This is a genomic window from Coleofasciculus sp. H7-1 (assembly GCF_057473865.1).
In genome coordinates this window covers 142,697-163,296 of the sequence record NZ_JBYCCT010000022.1, presented here as the reverse complement: position 1 = coordinate 163,296, position 20,600 = coordinate 142,697, and the positions used below count along the sequence as shown (strand labels likewise).

Here is a 20,600-nt window from a genome sequence, read left to right as displayed (position 1 = left end):
TTTAATACTAATAGGCGCTCGCTCTAATTTCTCGCCTTTCTGTTTACCCTATTTCTAGCTACAACACCCTATTTAACATCTGCCCAAAGTATTGAGCATCTGTTTCGATAAGGTATTGCTTTTCTCTCTACTTTCTTAAGTTATCAGGAAGGGAGAATTGCTTCAATATTCTTTTGCACCTGCTCAATTTCCCGCCGCTTCTGGCATATCCAAGCTTTTTCTACATCGCATTTATCCACTATCTTTGCGTGTTCTCTTTCCTGAATTTCTAAACAAGCTTCGCAAGTTAAAATTGCTTGTCCAATAATTTCATCTATTAATTTTAATTTAAAGTGAAAAATTTGCTTTGAGATTACTGAATTTATCTGTTCAATAATCTTATCTACTATCTGTTTTTCCTCTTTTGGAAACTGCTTTTTACATTCCTCAAAAACTGCCTTTTTTATCTGATCGTAAATGCTATTGATACCAAATGTACTGGCACCAATAACTGCTGCCACTGCCCCTAAAGCTACAGCAGGTGTAAAAGACAATGCTACTACATATCCTAATAAACCTACTAATCCTCCTAATATCGTACCTATCAAATAATTGAGAAAATCACCACCAAAACCACCAGTGTAACTACTGGCAAAGCCCCCATATTCATCATTAAATCTTTTGTGAAATTTTTGCTCATCAATATTATTTTTTTTGTATAAAGATTTAATTTCATGATTAACCTCCTTATCTAAAATTTCCAGGTTATGCTTAACAATCTCCTTAATATTTTTATCTGTCCATTTATTTATCTCTTCCGAAAGTTCTCGGATGAATTGATTAAGGTAATCCGTTACTATACCCTTTTGATCTAAAATAAGATTTTTATCGGAATTCCATTGTTCAGATTTTTTTCGTAATGTTTCCTCCCACGAACCTTCTTTCACCCACTGTTTCCAAGCTTCACAAACTTCCTGCTTTACTTTATCCATCATTTTAGACATGAGTTTTTGAATTTGGATGCGGATTCTGATACCTTGTCCACTCACTTCACCAATTTGCTCTATAAGCTTTTGTTTTTCTACTTCAGAAGCTTTTATTTTGCAGTTCAAATCATTCTCTAATTCTTGAAGGATATTTAAACCACTTTCAATTATTACCTCAAGTGTTGTTGCAGATTGCTTAATTTCTACAAAGCCACGCTCAGATGTGAGAAAATTTTCGAGCGAACAATAAAATTCTTGAAATATCTTCAAATACTGCTTTTCACTTTTGCCAGGGCTAGCTTTTAGTGCAGAGATAAAATGAACGCGATTCTCACCCGCAATAATAGGGTTTTGACCATATACAAACTTTTCAACCACCTCTTTTACATCCTGTTTATCCTCTTCAGAATCTAGCTGATCCAGCTTATTGACTACTATGAAAAAGTTGTTCGCAGGTTCATTCTTACCTCCACAAAGTTGGTTTCTGAAATCATGAATTAGGTCACGTTCTCCCTGAGGCAAAATGTGTGATGCATTAGTTATAAAAATTACAGCATCAGTATCTTTGAGTAATTTTTGAGTAATAGCAGCACGGTGAGGATGTTCATTTAAACCGGGAGAATCTACAATCTCTACACCATTTTTACATAACTCTAAATCAGGATGCTCAAAAATAATCTCTTCTATCTCAGAACGCCCTAACTCATCACTGCGGTATTCACGCGCCGCCTCTTTAGAAATAGTTACTAAGACTTTATACTGCTCATAAGAGATATTTTCTTGTCGCCCATTTTTGTAATGGCATACAATCCGCTTCTGTAACCCATGTTTTAACACTGTGATTGTACGATTACAGGCAATCGCTCTTACGGGTTGTATGTCTTCACCTACAAGGGCATTGATTAATGTTGATTTTCCTCGGCTAAACTCCCCTACTACTGCTATACGAAATCTCTGAGATTGTAGTTTTTTAGATACCTTCCCTATTTTTGTTATCAAGGTAATAAATTGAGAATTATGCTGATTGCCTTCTTGAAATATCTTAAATAATTGATTGCAACTCTTATCTAGTTCTTTCCGAGATTTTTGAAACTCTGCCAAGGATGAGACACGACGCTGCTGGTTGCCCTGTAAGTTAGTCATCAGTTAATGGTTCCTTTTATCAGCATGAGTAATGCTACGATAGCTGCAACTAACCTTTATCCGCATCTGTAAATCTACCAAAAGTAATGATTTTTGAATTTTCTCCGGTAATACAGGCTGGTATCGCTGCTAGCAAATATGTGCAAGTCTTTACATCCGCAGGGGTGCCGATAGGTATGGCTAGAGATGCAACGACTGGGCAATTCGTTGCTCATGCTGTCGGTGCAGTAGTTAACAACAGCCCTTTGTCACCGCTGATAGCGCCGTTTCAGTTCGCTATGAGCGGGGCACGGATGTATCAAAAACACAGAGGATTTCAAGCTGTCCAGGCTAGCTTGGGAGTTCTCCAAGCGACTACAGCCGTTATTGGTGTTGGTGTAGCGGCTGGAGTTGTGCTGTCAGCGGTAAATCTTCATCAAACTTTGAAGCTGAGGGAAGACGTAAAGAAACTGAGGCTCGAAGTTAAAAACGGCTTTATTGACTTAAAAAAAGCTCTGAAAGACCAAGGAACCGAAATTATCCAACGGATTGACCAAGTTGCCGAAGATGTTGAGTTTAGACAACATCGCACAATTCTAGTTCAGGCTTATGGGCGTTTTCTGGAAGCGACTAAGCGAATGGAAATAGCTATGTCTTGTGAAGATGTAAGTATCAGAGATGCTGATCTAGCTAATGCCCGACAAACATTAGACTTAGCTTTAGCAGACTATAACAATCCTCGTCTATTCTCAGAAACCAGCGCTGCTGGAAAACTTCGCAGGATGGAATGTGCTTGGGCAATTGAACAAGCGATCGCCTTAACCTATCAGTTCCAGAATCAGCCAGCAGCTGTGAGTCATCAACTCTCGAATCTCCAAGAGACAATCTGTCAAGATTCCCTCAATGTTATTAATAGCTGTGAAACTGACGATGAGCTTGATTTTCTCTTTCCTGAAATCACCCGCATTCACAACCACGATTTGGCTGTACTAGAATCCTGGCAAAATCATATTGATTGGATGCGAAGTCTTCCACCTTCAGAACTAAAATTGCTCCAAAGTGCTGATTTTAGCAGTTCAGAAGTACCTGCTAGCACAGATACAACAGCCTTGGCAGTGCCTCCAGAACATTTACTGTATGAAAATTTAAAGGAAAAATCTCATTACTCATCCCTTCTCGATCAGCTTCAATTTATGATGCAGCCTGAGTTGCGTCGAGAGTCGGAATTTTATGTTAGTCAGCAAGCTGCGATCGCCGGTTATAAAACATTAGTTACATCAAATTTACAAAAAGCTTCAAATTTAGCTGTTGCTAATCTTTACTGGTATTTCAAAGTCAGAGATGAAGCGGAAGATGAGGCAGTAACGGCGTAAAAGTTAAATATAGGAAGGTGGCGATCGCAGCCGAATGGGAGAAGATGCGATCGCTTTTTAGAGCAAGTACCTTCACCAGAGATGCTTGCACACAAGCGCGATCTCCCCACCAAAACTCATAGCGATCGCACCTCAAAGCAAATACCCAGCAGTGCGATGATGATACGGTGAGCGATCGCTTGAGCTAAAAGAAACAGCGATCGCTTAGGTGCTATATTAGGTGATGCGTAAAGTAAGTGCTTTGAATGCCTACTAATGCCCAACTAAGAGGTTTATATCGTCTTAGCTATTGGCTAACGTATATTATGCTTGTGCCCATACATCTTGTCTGCATTGATGATCGAACAAGCAACCTGTATGTTTTGGCTGGAAATACTGAAAACCTTGAATTCCAGATTACTCCAAATGGGGAGGTGTTCTGATGAGTCAAGTTAACTATGCTGCTATGTCCGATAAGGAATTAAGACAATATTTTCTCAGACATCGTGAAGACAAGATGGCTCTTCGAGCCTATTTGGATAGGCTTAGTGAGCGCCCACGTCAGATTATTACGACCGTAGACGATCCCAACTTTGATGCCAAAATTCAAGCAGCAATTCTGCGGCAAATGCAAGCAGCAGATAATAACGGTGAAGCGGCAGTCTAAATCTACCAGTATCCTGACGCTTTTTATGGGTGCAGAGGAATCGGGAAGACGATCATCGTGCAACCCATAGCGATCGCATCTCAAAGCAAATAGCCAGCAGTGCGATGATGATATGGTGAGCGATCGCCTTCTCCATTCAAATACAGCAGTTTGCAAGTAAGTGAGTAAATTGCGCTGAAATCTTGGAGATCCCTCCTAACTCCCCTTAAAAAGGGGAGAAAATCTTCTTGCGTCCCCCAATTTATCGGGGGATTTAGGGGATCTCTAACCCATAGCGTTTGAAAAATCAATGGCAACAGTTTAAAAGCTACCAACTCATATTACGTGACAATCTGTATTCGTAATTATGATGCTTTAATTTCCCGAATCGCCCAGTCAATCACTTCTAAAAATTGCTTCGATATCAACTCATCCTTCAGTGCAGACAAGGGAATATACCAATTATAGGCATTAACAGAAATTGATTGACCTAGGACTGAATTTAAGCGGTTGAGGAGTTCAGTCTTTTTGGCTTCCAAGTTAAATGGAGGTTCGTATGCATAAATCTCAATCTTGCCACCAGTCCAAATTGTGAAAAACTTTCTATTTTCTCCCTGGTGACTGATTATTCTGGGAATAAGAGACCCTTCAAGTTTACCTTTACCCCAACTAACTTGCATTTTTTCACGATTTATCCAGTTGAAAACGCTTCTGGCAGCTTGAGCTACATCACTCCCTTTTTTTGCCTCTAATTCTTGAAAGAACAAAGACTCATTCCATTGCTTACTCTCATAATTTAGTAGATATGGCGTTAATTTTGCTGCGGCTGGTTGACCAATAATTCTAGGAACAAGAGTCCTTAAACCTTGACCAACGTATTGCTTAATTTCAACTGCCAATACTTCTGCTGGATTCATTTGTTTATTTAGAAACTCCACGATACGTTGAAGTTCAGGAGGAATCTTGTCAGCCACAAAGACTAGACGGACTTTGCCAGCTTGCAGATTTGTCTTGACCTTTTCCCAAAACTCAGATGGGTTAGCATCAGCACCTAGAAAATTGCTTAGTATCTGTTCAGAATCTTGACTTTTTACCTGACAATTAGCGTTAAACTGGGCAATAATTTTCTCAACAGGCCAATAAACCACTGCATTAGCAGCATAGTCGAGCATCTGTCCAGCTACTTCTCGGCGAATTTGAGTGTTGCAGCTGCGCTTGACTTCCACGAGAGTGGGAATTCCATCTTGGTCGAGAAATAAATGGTCGAGTGCCCATCGGTCGATACCATTTTCTTCACATGGCACGGGCATCTCCTCTGAAACTAACAGCCAACGTCTCGGTGCAGCACTGTTTATCTGGTCGCCAGCCAACAGACTCGGATAGTCGGCTAGCAGTTTTTGCAGCAAAGCTTCCGAGTCATAGGGCTGTTCGATCATTTCAACCAGCTGACCGTTGTCTTGAATTAGGTAGATAGCGCCAGTCATCAAAATTCCTTTGGGTTGACCTATTTAAGGTTCCTGTTTTCAAGGTTCGATGTTACATGGCGGCTCGATTCTGCCTGCGAACAGGCTGGTCTGTTTGTGACCATGCAATTTCCAAGCAACCGCCGCGTCATTCAACGGTGACGATGCGATCGCTTCCCACTCTCTGTGGCAACGAACCATTACCGCTGGCGTTCCTCACGGAATAGGCGCAAGATATAAGCTCCCGCCGGGGTTTCCCGCAACTCTTTAATTGCCGCTGCAATTTCATCGGGTAACTCATCTAAGTGGGGCAGACTCGCCCCATACTCCGCAGGCAGTACAGCCGGAGCCGCGAGACAGGCAAACGTGAGGTCTGCTGCCGAAAAGCGATCGCCAACTAAGTAGGAACGTCCATCAGCCAACCGCTCGTTGACGTTCTCGAAGATGCGCTTAATCTTGTCGTGGGCACTGGCTGACGATTCTGCCGTGATATTGTAAGCTCGTCGAGCCATCGCCCGAATCAACGGAAAGACAATTGGAAATAACGCCCGTTCAACAGGGGGTACACCATCGCACCACAGCCTCCGCATCAACTGGCGGTCGTCTAGCAGATAAAAATACGCCCAAAGACGGATGCTGGGACCGAGCTGCTTGTTAAACAAATCTTCGAGTTTTTCCACCTCGCGGCGCAGCTTGGGATCGGCTGGGTGAAGTTTTGCACTTTCAGCCGTCATGCCATCTAGATACTGCAAGATGTCCGAGGAATCGCTCAAAGTAACCGCTTGCGTCACCAGAACGGGAGTCGTTTGTCCGCCGCCACTTTTGCGGGTGGCTAGCCGATGAAAAAGCGGCATATGGCGTTCTTCAATGTAGGGAATCTCAAGCCGTTCTAATGCCCATCGGGCTTTTTCGCAGTAATGACTGACTGAGATGGTGATGAGTCGGGGAACATTTTCTGGCTGCTTTTGCATTTTTGCTAGATCGCGCGATGTGCAACTTTACAGTGTAATCCCCCCAATTGATCGGGGGCTAGGGGAATCGAACAAAGAGAGCAGTTCGCGTTTTGCTCCCCCAACCCCCATTTATCGGTAGGCTAAGAAAAAGTTGCACATCGCATTATATCTGACCTGCGAATACGCGCTCCGCTGGCCCTGTCATGTAAACTCGCTGGTCTATTTCCGACCAGGCGATTTCCAAACAGCCGCCGGGTAATTCAACGGTGGCGACGCGATCGCATCTCCCCGATAACACTCCAGCGACCACAGTTGCACAAGCACCCGTGCCGCAAGCTAAAGTTATCCCAGCGCCGCGTTCCCAGACCCGCATTTTCAGGTAATCTGGGCGCACCACTTGAATAAACTCGGTGTTAGTCCGCTTGGGAAAAACGGGATGATGCTCGAACTGAGGGCCAATGTTTTCTAAGGGAATCGCGGCAACATCCTCCACAAACGTGATGCAGTGAGGATTTCCCATGCTGACACAAGTCACCAACCAAGTAGAATCGGCCACTTCCAAAGGTTGAGCGATTACTTTCTCGTCAGCTGCACCAAGCGTCGTGGGAATTTCCGCTGCCAGTAGTCCCGGCATTCCCATATCGACGGTGACTTTACCATCCGGCTTGATTTGCGGTTTCATGACACCAGCCAGGGTATGAATGCGATATTGAGTTTCTTGAGTAGATTTTCCTTCTAAATCAGCGAGAAATTTGGCTAAACAGCGAATGCCATTACCGCACATTTCCGGTTCGGAACCATCGGAGTTGAAAATCCGCATGGTGTAGTCGGTGCCGTCTTGTCCCGGCATGGCAAAAATCACGCCGTTGGCACCGATACCGAAGTGGCGATCGCAAAACGTGACCGCTTGTTCAGGCGTTAGCCTGGGTTCTGATGAGGAACGATTGTCAATCAGAATGAAATCGTTTCCCAGTCCGTGATACTTAGTAAACTTAATTCCCATTTAGCAATCCTGCGATTAGCAATTTTCGATTAGCATAAACTATGTAATGGGTAATGGTTAATGGCAATCCTTCAATCCTTCAATCAGGCAATTAGCATTAGGAAAAATCTGGCATTATGACAACTGAACTGGAAACAGGCTTACCAAGCACTCGTCTAGTCCAAACATTTGTGAAAGATGGACAAAGGGTTGAACTGAAACTACTCACGAACGATGTACTCGTTGGTAAACTGCGTTGGCAAGATCAGAACTGTATTTGTCTACAAGATGAATCGGATCGGCAGACGCTGGTTTGGCGACACGCGATCGCTTATGTGAAGCCAAAATAATCGGGAATCACCTTTTCCCCAATTACCTTTATTCGCCTGTTCGCTGATTATCAGATGGAAAATACTCTGGCATCGCTTCGCTCACCGGCACATTGAGTGTAGACACCGGGAAAACAGGAGTTTCAGATTCGGGTGCCAACCACTGTTGCACTTGATTGAGGGGAAAACTGCCGCCGCATAAGAGCAGCTGATCGCCCGCTTGCAGCTCGGTGTCGCCCCCCGGAAAGCGGATGAACTTCCCATCTCGCCGAATCGCTTGCACTTGCACCCCGTACTGGCGGCGCATATGCAGTTCGGACAGAGGTTTACCGGCAACTGGGCTGGACTCTGGAACCTGCAACCACTGACAGGGAGCGGTTTCGCTAGGGATTGCCACTTCACCCTTTGCCAGTTGATTAAAGGCAGACTGTTCGTTTGATTCTCCCACCACCAAGAGGCGATCGCCTGCTTGCAGAGAAGTTTGCTTGTCTGGATAGTCCACTTCTTCCCCTCCATTTCGCCGAATTGCCATCAAAGTGACACCCGTCAATCGGCGCATATCCGTCTCCTGTAGCGTCATCCCAATCAGGGGAGAGTTGGGCGGTAGGGAATACCACTTGCTATTCATTTGGGCAGTGGCAATTTGTAAGTCATGAGCAATCTCCCAAGGCGATCGCTCTGGACGCAATGCTAGATAATGGCTATTGCGAATTTGCTGCATTTCCTTCTGGATCTGCCATGTCGGCAATCCACTACCAGCTAATAGATGCGCCGCCAGTTCCAAACTTGCTTCAAACTCCGGTTGCACCACCTCCCGCGCCCCCAGCTGATAAAGCAGTTCGATATCGTTGTTGTGGTTGGCGCGAACCACAATATCCAGATCCGGAGCCAATTCTAAGGCGCGTTTCAGGCAAAGGCGGGTACTCATCGGATCGGGAAGAGCGATCGCCATCCCCTTCGCCTTATCTACCCCCGCAGCTTCCAGCACGTGCAAACTCACCGCATTCCCATAAACATAAGAAACTTCTGCTTCTCTTAACTGCTGAATCCGACTTTCAGACTGGTCAATCACCACCACCGGATAGTTATGCTCCTGCACCAGTCTGACCAGATTTCGTCCCACCCCTCCATAGCCACAAACCACCACATGATTTTGCAAAGGCAAGTCTACCGCCACTTCCCGCGGGTCATCCACGGGATCTAGATACGGCTTCAGCCAAGGCAACTCCAACAATTTTGGCACCAGCCGCATCACAAAAGGCGTCAGTACCAGTGTCACCGCAGTCGTACCCAAAATCAGCAAGTAAACCCGGCGAGAAACCAGCCCCAAAGCTTGTCCCTCACTGGCAAGAACAAACGAAAATTCTCCAATTTGAGCTAACCCCAACCCAGCAATTACAGCAGTTTTCAAAGGATAACCAAACGCTCTGACAATCGGCGTCACAATTAAAAACTTGCCGACAAAAACCAGCAAAACTAGCCCCAGAATTAACTCTAGGTTGTTCCACAGGAAAATCGGGTCGATGAGCATCCCAATCGCCGCAAAAAACAGAGCCGCAAACACATCCCGCAACGGCTCCACATAACTCAGGGTTTGGTCGGCATATTCCACCTCCGAAATCATTAACCCGGCGACAAATGCCCCCATTTCAATCGAAAGCCCTAATGCCTCCGTGAGCAACGCAATCCCCAAACACAGCGCCACCACGCCCAACAGAAACAACTCCCGGCTTTCCGTTTGAGCGAGTAGGCGCAGCAAGGGAGGAATCAGCCAGATGCCTGCTGCCACAGCCCCAGCCGCAAATAATCCGATTTGTAACAGCGCTAAAGCCACAGCCTTGCCAATCGCTTCTGGCGGTTTATCCAGCGCTGGTAAGACAGCCAGCATCAATCCCAATGCCAGATCCTGTACCACCAAAATCCCCAGCATCACCTGAGCGTGAGGCGTCCCCGTCTCATTTCGCTCCATCAGACACTTGAGGACAACAGCGGTTGAAGACAAAGACAGAATTGCCCCCAGGAAGACACCCTTCGCCGGTAAGGTATCCCAAGCTCCGGCGACTCCACAGACTGCAACCGTGACCGCAATCGTCAGGGCAATCTGTAGTCCGCCTCCGCCCAAGGCGATCGCTTTAACTTTTTTCAGTTCCGCAAACGAAAACTCAACGCCCAAGGCGAACAACAAAAAGGCGACGCCAAATTGAGCCAGGGTTTCTATCTGAACCAATTCTTTAATCAGTCCCAACCCCGCAGGCCCAACGACGATTCCCCCCACGATATAGCCCAGTAACGCAGGTTGCCGCAGCAGCGCTACCACCACTCCACCGACGGCTGCTGCTGCCAGAACGGAGACTAAGTCAACAATCAGTCTAAAGTCTTCTTGCACAAGTTTCTTTTATGAGAACAAGTATAAAGGTATATAAACTTTAGGATACAGAGTTTTATGGACTGTGTTAGCGCCATTGCGTCAGGTTTTCCATCGGCAACTGGGATCAAATGATGGAAGGCGGTGGAAACAGTCCAGGCAAGGTGATAGTCTATCCGCTAGTAAATAAAGGTCATAGACGCTTTGTCAATTACTGGATCGGAGAAAATTGCCCGTGATGTCGCTTAAGACTCTGCTTCAATCTCGCCATGCCCGACGGCTGGTTTCTACACTCTTTTCCAGTCAAAAGTCCCAAGCGAACCGTAAAAACCAAGAATTGTTTCTGCTGCCTTTTGCCTTTTTAGTTTCTACTGCTTTGCCAGTTAGAGCTTTGCAGGTACAGGTGGCACCCACCAATCCCCAGCTTGGGGATACGCTATCGATCGTGATTCAGACAGACTCCGCTGGTTCGCAGAGTCCCACGGTTTCTCTCAAACAGAAGACTTACCCCGCATTTTCCCTCGGTCAAAATCGCTTTCGAGTCTTGCTGCCGACAACGCCTTTAGACAAGCCGGGAACGCTACAAATTCGGGTTGCCGGTGATAGGGAAGTCAAAAACCTGTCGCTGCCACTGCGAAATCGCAGCTTCCCCGTGCAACGGATTACGCTACCTCCAGGAAAAGCCGGACAATCAGCAACACAATTTGAACTCGATCGCGTGGCAGCTTTTAAAAAGTTGGTGACGCCGCAAAAGTTCTGGAATGGCCCCTTTCTCAAGCCTAACCGAGGCAGCATCACCAGTATTTACGGGGTTCGCCGTTACTACAATGGCAAATTTGCGAATGACTACTACCATCGCGGGGTTGACTACGCGGGTGGGTATGGTTCGCCGGTAACGGCACCGGCATCTGGAAGAGTGGCGCTGGTGGGACGGGTTGCTCAGGGTTTCCGAGTCCACGGGAATGTAATTGGGATAGATCACGGTCAAGGCGTCACCAGTATTTTTATGCACTTGAGCCGGATTGATGTGAAGGAAGGGGATTTTGTAAAAGCGGGACAGGTGATTGGGGCAATTGGTTCAACGGGGGCTTCAACTGGGCCTCACTTACATTGGGGATTGTATGTAAATGGTCTTTCCGTTGACCCAGTACCTTGGCGAACTCAAGGAGTTGAATGAGGGTTTTTGAAGTTTTGATGAATTTTTTTAGGTTTTAATGTATTTGGTGTTGTATTAAGGAAAGATTGTGGCAGGGTTGCGTCTGCTTGCACGAGATGGCGAAGCATTTTTCGATGCCTTCGACTACCCTACCGGGAGCCAGTGTAGGCTTTTCCTGAGCGAAAGCTTTGCGGACGGGGATTGTAGACAGTCATCTGTGCTACGCAAATGTTGAATAGCCTACTATGGGAAAAATCCCGAAAATTCCCACTGTCAAAGCAATTGTGTTGGTTCGACAACCGACTAATGTTAAGCCTGCGTAGTTTTGCGTATTTTGAGGCGCTGGTTATGCCAGGATAGATGAGTGGGCATGGGCGAAAAGACATCAACGCAGGTTTCGGTTTCGTTGAGGGCGTATAAACCCTCGAAAACGGGCAAGCACTTTTAGGGAAGCGGTAATCCCTGCCTCGCTTTCCTAGCCAACCAAAACAGTTTGGATGGGGTATCCAGCAGGATTTTTAGATGAGTATTGAAAAGATTGTTGAACAAGCCCTGCAGGATGGTTATCTGACGCCAGCTATGGAAGCAGAGGTGGGGCGCATCTGTGACACGGCTTCTGAGCTTTCGATTGAAGAATACATGGCTCTAGACCGTCTGATGGGCGCACTGTTAACTGGGGAAGTGGTTGCAGTTCCTCGAAAACAGTTCATCAATGTGATGGAAGAGTTGGTGCTGACGGAAGCGATCGCCAGAGTCGCAGAAATTGAGGCAACGAGCGATCGCGTTCTGGATGTCGGCGATATTGCCGCCTACGCGCTCAATCGCTTGCCTCCGCTGTATGCCACGACGGAGGAAGGTGCTAGCTATCAGCGAATGCGGGCAAAGGATGAACTCCAAGAGCTGATTACCCAGCAAGTGAGTGAAGCGATCGCCCGGAATCTGGATCGTCCCGAATTTTTCCCAGAACGGCAAGCTCTCAGCAAAGCTAACGACAGCGACGTGTTCAAGCAGGTGAGTTCCTTACTACAAACCTACGCACCCAGCTTTGAACCCCAATCCAGTAACTATAGAAACGAATAATGGGCAATCGATAACTCTTCCGGGCTACCTGCGAACCAGCACTAGCGTCCCTTTAGCGACCAGAGGATACAGCATCCGAATATCTTGATTTCGCATTCGCAAGCAGCCGTGGGAGACTGCTTGCCCGATCAGGTGTTCTTCGTTGGTGCCGTGAAACCCAATTTGATGACGCCCATCCGACCAAAAGCCAATCCAGCGATCGCCTAAGGGATTATGATTGGCTCCAGATGGGATGACTTCACCCGTGATCGGTTGACGCCACGCCGGATTTTGGTTCATTTGCAAAACTTGGAACGAACCCGTGGGCGTTTCCCAACCCAACTGCCCCACCGCCACGGGGTAACTGGCTTGCAGCCGATCGTTACGGTAAATATAAACCAGGCGATCGCTTAAATCGACAACGAGATGCGATTCCCTTGCAAATACCGCCTGAGCGATTTGGGGCACTGAATATTCCCGATCGATTGAGCGGCTAAACTTTGAAGAGCGATTGTTTCTCCACAAGTCTCCAAGCTTCCTTACTGCCAAATTGCCAACATTGCCCTGACTCTCAATCGGGGAAGCCAACGTCAACCTTGAAAAACTTGTCCGCCAAGAAACTGAGAACAACACCACCGCTGTTCCAAAACAAATTAGCATCAAGCTCCCTTGGAGCGACTCATCTCTTGGCATAGCGGTATGAGCTTAAGAATGATTACGGGTCAAAATAACCAGCTGTAGAGCATCATCGTCGTGGGTAATCATCCGGGGTCAATGGCAACTGACAACTCACCACCAACCCCGGACAAAAGAGATCAATTTCTTGACTCAATCGTGGCTGCTAAACCTTTAGAGTTGAGCATTTGCTGCATTTCCAAAGCGCGATCGCGGGTGCTAAAAGCTCCCGCCTGCATCACCGTCCGACCGTTGGAGAGCGTGCGGAAGGCATCGGGTGCGAGCGATCGCACTAAAGCCTCTTGGCGCGAATTCTGGGCATCCACCACAACCCGATAACGCAAACCTAGAGCCGGTTGACTACCCCCAGCTCGGCGGGGCGTCCCGCTCCCGCTAGCAGTCCGACTGTTGCCGATATTCCCCAAAGGGACATCAGGGTTTGGCACTGGCAGCAAATCTGAGGACGCCGAAGCTGGGAGAGGCTCCTGTGGTGCTACCCCGAAGTCCAGAGTCCGGGGTAAAACAGGCGACGGTAGCGCCGGTAATGTGGAAGCTGACGACGGTAGCGCCGGTAATGTGTTAGACGCTCTGGGCTTTGGGGAAGTCGGCAGCGGCGACCTGGCAACGGTCGGACGGTCGGGAATTCCTAAGGGTGTCGTTCGGGGAAAAGGCGATATCGGTAAAGGAGATGACGCTCTAGGCTGCTGGGGCGGCTGCAACGTCGGTAATCCGTAAGCTGACGTTCTCCGTGGCTGAGAGGTTGGGGCTGGCGGCTGAACGGGAATTCCGATCCCGGTGCTGTCGGTGGGTGCCGATTGTACTGGAGCTAAAATCGCTAGATTCGGGCGTGGGAGTAGCGGCAATTGAGAATTCCCATTCCCCGCCAGTGGCTGAATCGGTGTCAGGGCTTCCTGTGGTGGCAGGGAAGCGGTGGGAAGCGGTTTCAGAAGACCGCTGGCTACGGGAGCGTCTGCAAGCGGGGTGGGCTGGCTTGCCATGCCCGTCAGGTCAATGCGTCCTTCCGTTTTGGCAGCGATCTGATTGCCAAAGGCAGGAATCACTTGGCTCGAAGCCTTGGTGTTAATGTCCAATAGACCATTGGCACGAAAAATATTGCCTCCCGGTTCGCCAGCAGTTCCTAAATCGGGACGGGCTTGGGAAATTGCCACCAACCCATAGCGAGAGTTGTTTTCAATAATATTATTCCGGAGAACGGGTGTTGCCTTGGTTTCTACGACGACCCCATCTTTGTTGCCACTGATGCGATTAGCAATTAGCTGCGGGGCAGCATTATGACCCACACTAATGCCAAATCCCGTATTTTCAAACACATTCTCCCGCACTTCCGGTCGGGAAGTCCCGTAAATCGTCATCCCATTGCCCCCGTTTTCAGAGAAGTAGTTGTTGCGAATGATGGGGGCACTGTTGCCAGTGACGGCAATTCCATCGTGGTTACTTCCCGTAAAGGTGTTATCCACCACCATCAAATTGGTGGATTCAATCCAAAGACCGTAACCTCGTGGATTCGGATTGGTTACGGTGACGCCCATCAGCCCTGCCTGATTTGCCCCAGCGATCGCTATATTTTGACCGCCAAAGAAGCGACTGAGAAACTGACCGCCGCCGAGTATGACAATATTCTCACCTTTGCTGGGGCGATCGCCCTGAATCGTTACACCGGCTTTTAGTCTTAAAGGAAAGGTTTCACCCGTCTCGGTGCTGTAGGTGCCTGGTGCCAGTACGATGGCGGTATTGGGCTGAGCTACCTGCAAGGCATGAGTAATGGTTTGGAACGGTGCCTGCTCGTCTCCAGTACCATTGCTGTCATTTCCCGCAGAGGGGTTGACATACAACCGATTCATTTGTGACATCTGCCCATCCGGGGGAACCTGAGCCACAGTAGACTCTGCCTTGATTGCCGTAACGTCTAGGCACGGTGTTGCGATCGCAGTCACTAATCCTAGGAAAATGCTACAGGTACGAACAGACGGGCGGCATTTTCCGACTAGGGCATTCAATTGACGATTGTGGGGGCATCTCAAACTCACGGATCTACTCCTCTCAAGTTGGCACTGCAATATCGGGAAAGGCTGATGGAAGAAAGCACCTAGTTTTAGTCCATGCACACCTATTCTGGTATAGAGGCTACCCGTCTGTTTACATTTCTTACATTTTTAAAAAGACCCCAACAGCTAACAGCTCATCAACCTGAGTATCCTCTTCAAAGTGAGGAATTCGGTGGGCATCACAAAAGAAAATTCTGTGGGGGCATTCTTTGAATGATAATACTGCTGTTAAACGCTCTTAAATAGGTAGGTACAAAAAACTAGAAAAAAGTAGGCTAAAGACTTGGGATAAGGACGCTGCTTGCTCCTAACCCATAGACGAAACGCCACTGACTTAGTTCACAACCCGCACGATATCAGCAATGTTCGTTTTGCTCAACCTCGTTAATCCCCGCATTCTATTTTTTATTCAGTCGGATAAAATATATGGGGCAATTGAGACAATTTGGCTGGTACGTGCTACCCTGTTACCTCAAATATTTCGGAAATTAGGGGAACTAGACTGCTACGATGAAAAATAATGGAGTGGTTGCGATGGGCGAGAAACACAGCGTTCGAGAGCCAGTCGGTGACTTGCTCATACAAGCACAGCCAGCGGTTTGCCGCATTCTAGACGCTAATTTAGACCGAGCCAGAGAAGGCTTGCGGATTATCGAAGAATGGTGTCGCTTTGGCGTGAATAGCGCCCAATTAGTCAATGAATGCAAGCAAATGCGACAGGAGCTAGCCAAATGGCATGGCATCGAGCTTCGGGCGGCGCGGGATACCCCAGGTGATGCGGGCACGGAGTTGACCCATCCTCAAGAACAACAGCGCTCTAGCATTCAGCAGCTGTTGCAAGTCAATTTTGCGCGCGTGGAAGAAGCCCTGCGGGTGCTGGAAGAATATAGCAAGCTTTACGACCCCGACCTAGGCTCGGCGGCTAAGCAAATGCGCTATCGGGTGTATACGCTGGAGAGCAATTTGCTGGCTTACCGGCGACATCAGGTGCTGTTGCGATCGCATCTGTACCTCGTTACCTCTGCCTCAGAACAGCTATTTTCCATCGTTGAAGCCGCCCTGCAAGGGGGATTGACTCTGGTACAGTATCGAGAAAAAATTGCCGACGATTCTGTGCGAGTCGCTCACGCTTCCAAACTCCGCCAGCTATGCCATCAATACGGTGCCCTATTTATCATGAACGACCGGGTGGATCTGGCTTTGGCAGTGAATGCCGATGGCGTGCATCTGGGACAACAAGATATCTCCATTGCCCTCGCCCGACAGTTGCTGGGGCCACAACGCCTGGTTGGTCGCTCTACCACGAACCCGGAAGAAATGCAGCAAGCTATCCAGGAAGGTGCTGACTATATCGGAGTTGGCCCCGTTTATGAAACTCCAACTAAAGTAGATAAAGCTGCTGCCGGTCTAGATTATGTCCGCTATGCTGCTGAAAATGCCTCGATTCCCTGGTTTGCCATTGGGGGCATTGATGCGAATAACTTAAATGATGTGCTGGAGGCGGGAGCCGAACGAGTGGCAGCTGTCCGCGCCATCATGCAGGCAGATCAGCCCATGTTAATGACTCAGTATTTCCTCTCTCAGCTGAGCCGTCTGCAAACTCTCCGCGCCGTTGATGTTCGCGTTGCCCAATCTCATGTTTAGTCCGTCTAGTCAAATCGCGCTGCAAGTGAATGGGGAACCCCGCACCTGCCCGCCCCAAACTAAATTGCCCCAGTTGTTAGAACATCTGGGGTTAAACCCTCGCTTAGTGGCGGTTGAGTACAACGGTGAGATTCTCCATCGACAGTTTTGGTCGCAAACGGAGATCAAAGAGGGGGACGCGATTGAAATCGTCACCATCGTCGGCGGAGGCTAATTGGAAGATGAGAATGGCTTAAGATAAATTCCAGGTCGTTTCTCGGAAAACAGCCACAAGATTTGCTCCCCATACTGTGCTTTTCATCTGTTGTTTCTAGTCCAGTTTCTGGATAACGCATATCGATCCCGTCATCCTTTCGAGTACGGATTCCCGATGAGGAAATCCGCCCCGAATTGCTCCCGCGCCAGTCGAGTGGAGGCGATACATTAATAGATGTAGCCCGGATCGCTCGATAGTTAGGAAGATGCTGGGAGTTGCTGCCAGCCGCTACAGTTTTAATCAGATTGAATAGGCACAGTATGTATGCGTAATAAACTGCTTTCAGCAATTCAACCCCTTTTGAAATCTTTGTTCGTCTTTGGTCTGCTCCTTACCCTAACGCTGGGTCATGCTGACGGAGCCTTAGCAGCCCGCACCGGCGGTCGGATTGGAGGCGGTTCTTTTAGAGCGCCCAGTCGCACCTATGCGCCTCCTAGCCGTACCTATGCACCACCATCCGGCGGATATTATCCGGCTCCTTATCCTGGGGGTGGATTTGGGTTCCCGTTGCTGTTTCCCTTCTTTGGCATCGGGGGCGGATTTGGCGGTGTGTTTACGATTTTGATTTTCCTGGCGATCGCTAACTTCCTGATTTCCAGCTTCCGTCGCGTTGGGGTTGGTGATGCGGGTGAAGCTGATTCTCTGGGCTACGGCAATCCCAAAGTTTCCGTGGCAGAGGTGCAAGTGGGTCTTTTGTCAGAAGCTCGCAGCTTGCAAGGAGAATTAGACGAGTTGGCGCGTACATCTGATATGAGTTCCGCCATCGGTCGTGCCCAAGTGCTTCAGGAAAGTACCCTAGCTTTGCTACGTCACCCGGAATACTGGGTGTATGGGGCAGCCGAATCTCAGCGAACAGCGTTACAAGCCGCAGAAGCCAAGTTTAATCAGCTAGCTCTGGGCGAACGCAGCAAATTCACGGAAGAGACTCTCTCGAACGTTAACAATCAGCTCAAGGCAGCAGCACCCAAAGCATCTTTACCGGCGGCATCTGAGGAAGCTGGCAAGCTGGCAAATCAGCTGATAACCGAAGGTCCTGGGGAATACATTATTGTGACGATTTTGGTGGGTGCCGAAGGCGATCTGCAACTACCGAAAATCAACAGCACTGACGATTTGCGTCAAGCCTTGCGTCAGATTGGTGGCATCTCTAGCGATCGCCTACTTGCTGTAGAAATTCTCTGGGCACCTCAGGCAGAAGGCGACACGCTTACCTCTGATGATTTGCTGGCTGAGTATCCCAATCTGAAACTTGTTTAACCCACAACGGGTAAAGGCACTCTGGCTATACGCCTTTACCCATTTCTTCTGAAAGTGAGGCTGGGAATCAGCCTCCTTTTTTCAATTTTGGGCAAAATAGGAGGGATTCATTATTTACTTTTTTCCCGTTGGATGGTATTATTTAGATAATAGAAATCTGTACATTTTTAAAAATTTCTTGAATATTTCCATTATAAAGAATTAGATCTAAGATCATGAAATGATTATACCAACAAACTAGCTTAATTTTTGACAATTTTTTGTTCATCGTTAAATTTTTAAAACCCTGAAATCAGGTGCAGCGACATCTCTACAAATTCAAACCTATTTAAAGCGTTTCTGCTCGCTGCGATAGCGGAGCAATTCAGCGACAAAGGCGACAAAACCTGACACAATCATCAGCATCACGCTGAGAGCGTTGATATCTGGTTTGACGCCAGTGCGGATGCGGCTAAAGATTTCTAGCGGTAAAGTTGTGGCACCCGTACCGGCAGTAAAGCTGGCAATCAGAAAGTCGTCCATGCTGAGGACAAAGGCTAGCAGGCAACCGGAAATAATCGCTGGCATTAATTCCGGAAGCAACACTTGGATAAAAGCTTGTACTGGCGTCGCCCCCAAATCGAGGGCAGCTTCTTCTAAATGGGGGTTTAAGCCGCTAATTCGAGAAGAAACCACTAAGGCGACGTAGGCAAGACAAAAGACGACATGAGCTGCCACAATTGTCCACAGGCTCAACGGCGTGCCAATTACTGCTAAAAATACTAGAGTGGCAACTGCGATCGCAATATCGGGAATAATCAACGGCAGATAAGAAACACCGCGATACAAGCTTTTCCCCGGAAAGGTATAACGGGCTAAACCAACTGCCATTAAGGTGCCTAAGACGGCAGCGATCGCTACTGCACACAAAGCCACGGTTAAGCTATTTTGCAGCGCCGTCAGGATGCGGGAGTCCTGAAACAGCTTCAGATACCATTTGAGGGTGAATCCTTCCCAACCGGCGCTATAAGTAGACTCGTTAAAGCTATAAAACGTCAGTACCAGAATCGGCAGGTACATATAAAAGAACATCAGCAGTGTGAAAATAACCTGCCAAGAAAGACGAGGTTTATCCTGGGACTTCAACATAATCTCTAAAGGGATTTCCTCCTGCTGATGGCTGACGGTGCCTGTCATTCAATTTCACCATTTGTCGGGGAAAGCGATGCTGCTAGCGCAGCGGCTTCGCTACGCACTGCTATTTCTATCACTTTACTTGATGCGATCGAATGTCTGGAAGAGTGCGATCGCGTCTCAAGTGTAACGTTTCGGTAATTTTTTAAATATTTGTATCATTTTATACTATTTTTTTGTGAATTAGGGTTATACTTATAGAATGGGGATCTGTGCGTTCAGGTAAATTGATTTTGAAGCATACGCTTTAGACACTGCATAGCGCGTTGGCGTTCGCGAAGCGCTTAGGAAAAAGGGAAAAGAAGGCGATCGCGTTGGTGTTATAGTGACAGAAGTTGCGGCACTATGGGAAAAGATGGCTACCCGACAGCTTACGGTGGAACTCCCTGAAGCAGTATTTCAACGGTTAGCTCGTATTGCCGAGTTGACAGATCAATCGCTGGAAGCATTAGCGGTACAAAGCATTACTAGCAACTTACCACCCTCATCTGAAAATGCACCGCCAGAAATCCAAACTGAATTGTTTGTGATGCAGACGCTTCCGGTTCAGGAACTTTTGAAAGTCGCTCATAGCCATCTGCCATCCACCCAACAACAACGCCATTTGGTACTTCTGGAGAAAAATCAAACTGGTTTAATTACAGCACCCGACGAACGCCAAGAACTTAGGGATTTAGGTAAGGCATCTGACCAGCTTATGCTGCGAAAAGCTTATGCTTGGGCTATCTTACGCTGGCGGGGTCATTGAGTGCCAGCACTAGAAGAATTACCAGTGGAATAACCAGTGGAATAATAGTGTCCTCAATTCCTAACATAGTTCGGAAGCAGGTTTCGGCAGAAGCCGGACACCGCTGCGAATATTGCCGCACATCTAGCCGATTAATCGGGATGCCGTTAGTAATGGACCACATTATACCCAAGTCTGCTGGTGGTAGTGATGAGCGTGAGAATTTGGCTGCATCCTGTTATCGCTGCAATGAGTTTAAAGGTACTAAAACTCATGCTATTGATTCAGAAACGGGCGAATTACTGCCTCTGTATTAAATTTAACAATTACTATATATGGACGCACAGATTCCCATTATATAAATATACCACTTAAAGCAGCAATTGTCTAGTACCAATTACCAATTATTT

Annotated in this window: 24 protein-coding genes; 13 read left to right on the top strand and 11 right to left on the bottom strand. The window is 47.5% G+C overall.

The window, feature by feature from the left end; all coding sequences use genetic code 11:
- Positions 1-143 precede the first annotated feature (143 nt).
- Complete coding sequence (locus AC2VDX_RS06165) at positions 144-2,108, bottom strand: dynamin family protein (RefSeq protein WP_378174225.1); 1,965 nt, start codon at positions 2,106-2,108, stop codon at positions 144-146.
- A gap of 86 nt (positions 2,109-2,194) precedes the next feature.
- Here AC2VDX_RS06165 and AC2VDX_RS06160 point away from each other — a divergent pair, with 86 nt between their 5' ends.
- The gene (locus AC2VDX_RS06160; protein WP_378174228.1) at positions 2,195-3,460 is read left to right on the top strand and encodes a hypothetical protein; all 1,266 of its coding nucleotides are present in this window, start codon (positions 2,195-2,197) and stop codon (positions 3,458-3,460) included.
- Between the two features lie 116 nt (positions 3,461-3,576).
- Here AC2VDX_RS06160 and AC2VDX_RS06155 read toward each other — a convergent pair whose 3' ends face one another.
- On the bottom strand, positions 3,577-3,723 hold the full coding sequence (locus AC2VDX_RS06155; RefSeq protein WP_378174657.1) for a hypothetical protein: 147 nt from the start codon (positions 3,721-3,723) through the stop codon (positions 3,577-3,579).
- Between AC2VDX_RS06155 and AC2VDX_RS06150 the strand changes: the two genes are divergently transcribed.
- Both AC2VDX_RS06150 and AC2VDX_RS06145 read left to right on the top strand, forming a co-directional pair.
- Positions 3,706-3,882: a DUF6888 family protein gene (locus AC2VDX_RS06150; RefSeq protein WP_378174231.1), complete on the top strand. Its 177-nt coding sequence runs from the start codon at positions 3,706-3,708 to the stop codon at positions 3,880-3,882. The two genes, AC2VDX_RS06155 and AC2VDX_RS06150, sit on opposite strands and share 18 nt — an antisense overlap.
- Positions 3,882-4,106 (top strand): DUF6887 family protein, encoded by a 225-nt coding sequence (locus AC2VDX_RS06145; protein ID WP_378174234.1) that lies wholly within the window; start codon positions 3,882-3,884, stop codon positions 4,104-4,106. Before AC2VDX_RS06150 ends, AC2VDX_RS06145 begins: the two co-directional genes overlap by 1 nt.
- A 344-nt stretch (positions 4,107-4,450) precedes the next feature.
- Here the strand turns inward: AC2VDX_RS06145 and AC2VDX_RS06140 are convergent, their stop codons facing one another.
- From AC2VDX_RS06140 to dapF, 4 genes are all read right to left on the bottom strand, one after another.
- On the bottom strand, positions 4,451-5,569 hold the full coding sequence (locus AC2VDX_RS06140) for a hypothetical protein (protein WP_378174237.1): 1,119 nt from the start codon (positions 5,567-5,569) through the stop codon (positions 4,451-4,453).
- Between the two features lie 39 nt (positions 5,570-5,608).
- Positions 5,609-5,749, bottom strand: coding sequence for a hypothetical protein (locus AC2VDX_RS06135; protein WP_378174239.1), 141 nt, complete (start codon positions 5,747-5,749; stop codon positions 5,609-5,611).
- On the bottom strand, positions 5,749-6,519 hold the full coding sequence (locus AC2VDX_RS06130; RefSeq protein WP_378174242.1) for a glutathione S-transferase family protein: 771 nt from the start codon (positions 6,517-6,519) through the stop codon (positions 5,749-5,751). Before AC2VDX_RS06130 ends, AC2VDX_RS06135 begins: the two co-directional genes overlap by 1 nt.
- Before the next feature lie 145 nt (positions 6,520-6,664).
- Positions 6,665-7,504 carry a diaminopimelate epimerase gene (dapF, locus tag AC2VDX_RS06125; protein ID WP_378174244.1) on the bottom strand — a complete coding sequence of 280 codons (840 nt, stop codon included), beginning with the start codon at positions 7,502-7,504 and terminating at the stop codon, positions 6,665-6,667.
- 116 nt (positions 7,505-7,620) lie between these two features.
- On the opposite strand from dapF, the gene AC2VDX_RS06120 reads away from it, so the two are divergent.
- Positions 7,621-7,833: an Hfq-related RNA-binding protein gene (locus tag AC2VDX_RS06120; RefSeq protein ID WP_378174247.1), complete on the top strand. Its 213-nt coding sequence runs from the start codon at positions 7,621-7,623 to the stop codon at positions 7,831-7,833.
- Positions 7,834-7,861: 28 nt separating this feature from the next.
- Here AC2VDX_RS06120 and AC2VDX_RS06115 read toward each other — a convergent pair whose 3' ends face one another.
- Positions 7,862-10,198 (bottom strand): monovalent cation:proton antiporter family protein, encoded by a 2,337-nt coding sequence (locus AC2VDX_RS06115; RefSeq protein ID WP_378174250.1) that lies wholly within the window; start codon positions 10,196-10,198, stop codon positions 7,862-7,864.
- 217 nt (positions 10,199-10,415) lie between these two features.
- Between AC2VDX_RS06115 and AC2VDX_RS06110 the strand changes: the two genes are divergently transcribed.
- Positions 10,416-11,354: a M23 family metallopeptidase gene (locus AC2VDX_RS06110; protein WP_378174253.1), complete on the top strand. Its 939-nt coding sequence runs from the start codon at positions 10,416-10,418 to the stop codon at positions 11,352-11,354.
- 501 nt (positions 11,355-11,855) lie between these two features.
- Positions 11,856-12,413 carry a late competence development ComFB family protein gene (locus AC2VDX_RS06105; protein WP_190816154.1) on the top strand — a complete coding sequence of 186 codons (558 nt, stop codon included), beginning with the start codon at positions 11,856-11,858 and terminating at the stop codon, positions 12,411-12,413.
- A 24-nt stretch (positions 12,414-12,437) separates the two neighbouring features.
- Here AC2VDX_RS06105 and AC2VDX_RS06100 read toward each other — a convergent pair whose 3' ends face one another.
- Together AC2VDX_RS06100 and AC2VDX_RS06095 are read right to left on the bottom strand one after the other, a co-directional pair.
- Complete coding sequence (locus tag AC2VDX_RS06100; RefSeq protein ID WP_486928118.1) at positions 12,438-13,052, bottom strand: L,D-transpeptidase; 615 nt, start codon at positions 13,050-13,052, stop codon at positions 12,438-12,440.
- 155 nt (positions 13,053-13,207) lie between these two features.
- The gene (locus AC2VDX_RS06095; protein WP_378174260.1) at positions 13,208-15,115 is read right to left on the bottom strand and encodes a DUF1565 domain-containing protein; all 1,908 of its coding nucleotides are present in this window, start codon (positions 15,113-15,115) and stop codon (positions 13,208-13,210) included.
- Positions 15,116-15,495: 380 nt separating this feature from the next.
- Between AC2VDX_RS06095 and AC2VDX_RS06090 the strand changes: the two genes are divergently transcribed.
- The 4 genes from AC2VDX_RS06090 (at position 15,496) to AC2VDX_RS06075 (ending at position 18,290) form a co-directional block, all read left to right on the top strand.
- Positions 15,496-15,654: a hypothetical protein gene (locus tag AC2VDX_RS06090; protein WP_378174262.1), complete on the top strand. Its 159-nt coding sequence runs from the start codon at positions 15,496-15,498 to the stop codon at positions 15,652-15,654.
- A gap of 13 nt (positions 15,655-15,667) precedes the next feature.
- Entirely contained in the window at positions 15,668-16,777 is a 1,110-nt protein-coding gene (locus tag AC2VDX_RS06085; RefSeq protein WP_378174627.1) for a thiamine phosphate synthase, read from the top strand.
- Positions 16,770-16,991, top strand: coding sequence for a sulfur carrier protein ThiS (thiS, locus tag AC2VDX_RS06080; RefSeq protein WP_378174265.1), 222 nt, complete (start codon positions 16,770-16,772; stop codon positions 16,989-16,991). Before AC2VDX_RS06085 ends, thiS begins: the two co-directional genes overlap by 8 nt.
- Positions 16,992-17,297: 306 nt before the next feature.
- Positions 17,298-18,290: a DUF1517 domain-containing protein gene (locus AC2VDX_RS06075; RefSeq protein ID WP_378174268.1), complete on the top strand. Its 993-nt coding sequence runs from the start codon at positions 17,298-17,300 to the stop codon at positions 18,288-18,290.
- 324 nt (positions 18,291-18,614) lie between these two features.
- Here the strand turns inward: AC2VDX_RS06075 and AC2VDX_RS06070 are convergent, their stop codons facing one another.
- A complete protein-coding gene (locus tag AC2VDX_RS06070) occupies positions 18,615-19,466 on the bottom strand; it encodes an ABC transporter permease (protein ID WP_378174271.1) in 852 nt (283 codons plus the stop codon).
- Here AC2VDX_RS06070 and AC2VDX_RS06065 point away from each other — a divergent pair.
- Positions 19,456-19,593 carry a hypothetical protein gene (locus AC2VDX_RS06065; RefSeq protein ID WP_378174274.1) on the top strand — a complete coding sequence of 46 codons (138 nt, stop codon included), beginning with the start codon at positions 19,456-19,458 and terminating at the stop codon, positions 19,591-19,593. The two genes, AC2VDX_RS06070 and AC2VDX_RS06065, sit on opposite strands and share 11 nt — an antisense overlap.
- Positions 19,594-19,818: 225 nt before the next feature.
- Positions 19,819-20,211: a hypothetical protein gene (locus tag AC2VDX_RS06060; RefSeq protein WP_378174276.1), complete on the top strand. Its 393-nt coding sequence runs from the start codon at positions 19,819-19,821 to the stop codon at positions 20,209-20,211.
- Here AC2VDX_RS06060 and AC2VDX_RS06055 read toward each other — a convergent pair.
- The gene (locus AC2VDX_RS06055; protein ID WP_378174278.1) at positions 20,186-20,374 is read right to left on the bottom strand and encodes a hypothetical protein; all 189 of its coding nucleotides are present in this window, start codon (positions 20,372-20,374) and stop codon (positions 20,186-20,188) included. The genes AC2VDX_RS06060 and AC2VDX_RS06055 overlap by 26 nt on opposite strands.
- On the opposite strand from AC2VDX_RS06055, the gene AC2VDX_RS06050 reads away from it, so the two are divergent.
- Positions 20,352-20,507: an HNH endonuclease gene (locus tag AC2VDX_RS06050; protein WP_486928119.1), complete on the top strand. Its 156-nt coding sequence runs from the start codon at positions 20,352-20,354 to the stop codon at positions 20,505-20,507. The two genes, AC2VDX_RS06055 and AC2VDX_RS06050, sit on opposite strands and share 23 nt — an antisense overlap.
- Positions 20,508-20,600 lie beyond the last annotated feature (93 nt).